Origin of the sequence: Dactylosporangium maewongense, assembly GCF_039531485.1 — a bacterium.
GTDB classification, from domain to species: Bacteria; Actinomycetota; Actinomycetes; order Mycobacteriales; family Micromonosporaceae; genus Dactylosporangium; species Dactylosporangium maewongense.
This window is the reverse complement of the sequence record NZ_BAAAQD010000094.1, coordinates 1-1123: the sequence shown is the minus strand read 5'-3', so window position 1 is coordinate 1123 and position 1123 is coordinate 1. Positions and strand designations below refer to the sequence as shown.

1 protein-coding gene is annotated in these 1123 nt (G+C 67.7%); it reads left to right on the top strand.

Annotated elements, in window-relative coordinates; translation table 11 throughout:
* On the top strand, nt 1-1123 hold a 1123-nt coding region (locus tag ABD332_RS59855; RefSeq protein ID WP_344516091.1), incomplete at its 5' end, for a fibronectin type III domain-containing protein.

The window sequence follows — 1123 nt, the reverse complement described above, 5'->3', positions numbered from 1 at the left end:
GGTGACCGCGACCACGAACACCAGCTTCACCCTCGCCTGGAACGCCTCGACCGGCACCGTCACCGGCTACCGCGTCTACGAGGGCAGCACCGTGCGGGCCACCGTCACCGGCACCTCCACCACCGTGTCCGGGCTGACCGCCGGCTCCACCCACACGTACACCGTGAAGGCCTACAACAACGTCGGCGAGTCCGCGGCGTCCAACAGCATCACCGCCACCACCACCGGCGGCACCACCACCCCGTCCGGCATGCAGGCCGCCCCCTACCTGTACCAGTGGGGCGACCCGCCGAACCCGCAGACGATCCAGTCCGCCACCGGCATCCGCTGGTTCACCCTCGCGTTCGTCCTGTCCGGCGGCGGCTGCACCCCCGCCTGGGACGGCAGCCGCCCCCTCACCGGCGGCGTCGACCAGACCGTCATCAACCAGGTCCGCGCCGGCGGCGGCGACGTCATCCCGTCCTTCGGCGGCTGGAGCGGCAACAAGCTCGGCCCGAACTGCTCCACCCCGCAGGCACTCGCCGCCGCCTACCAGACGGTCATCAACACGTACAACCTCAAAGCCATCGACATCGACATCGAGAACACCGACGAGTTCGAGAACGACACCGTCCGCAACCGGATCGTCGACGCCCTCAAGATCGTCAAGCAGAACAACCCGAACCTGAAGACCATCATCACGTTCGGCACCGCCACCACCGGCCCCGGCTACTACGCCCAGCAGCTCATCAACCGGGCCGCGTCCACCGGCGCCAACATCGACGTCTTCACCATCATGCCGTTCGACTTCGGCGGCGGCGCCAACATGTACAACAGCACCGTCAGCGCCTCCGAAGGCCTCAAAACCATGCTCAAGACCGCGTTCGGCTGGACCGACGACCAGGCCTACCGACACATGGGCATCTCCGGCATGAACGGCCTGTCCGACCAGCAGGAACTCACCTCCGTCGCCTACTGGCAGCAGATCCGCGACTGGGCCCAGTCCAAGCACCTCGCCCGGCTCGCCTTCTGGTCCGTCAACCGCGACCGCCCCTGCCCCGGCGGCGGCGTCGTCTCCAACTGCAGCGGCATCGCCCAGAACAACTGGCAGTTCACCCAGATCACCGCCACGTTCACCGGGTAA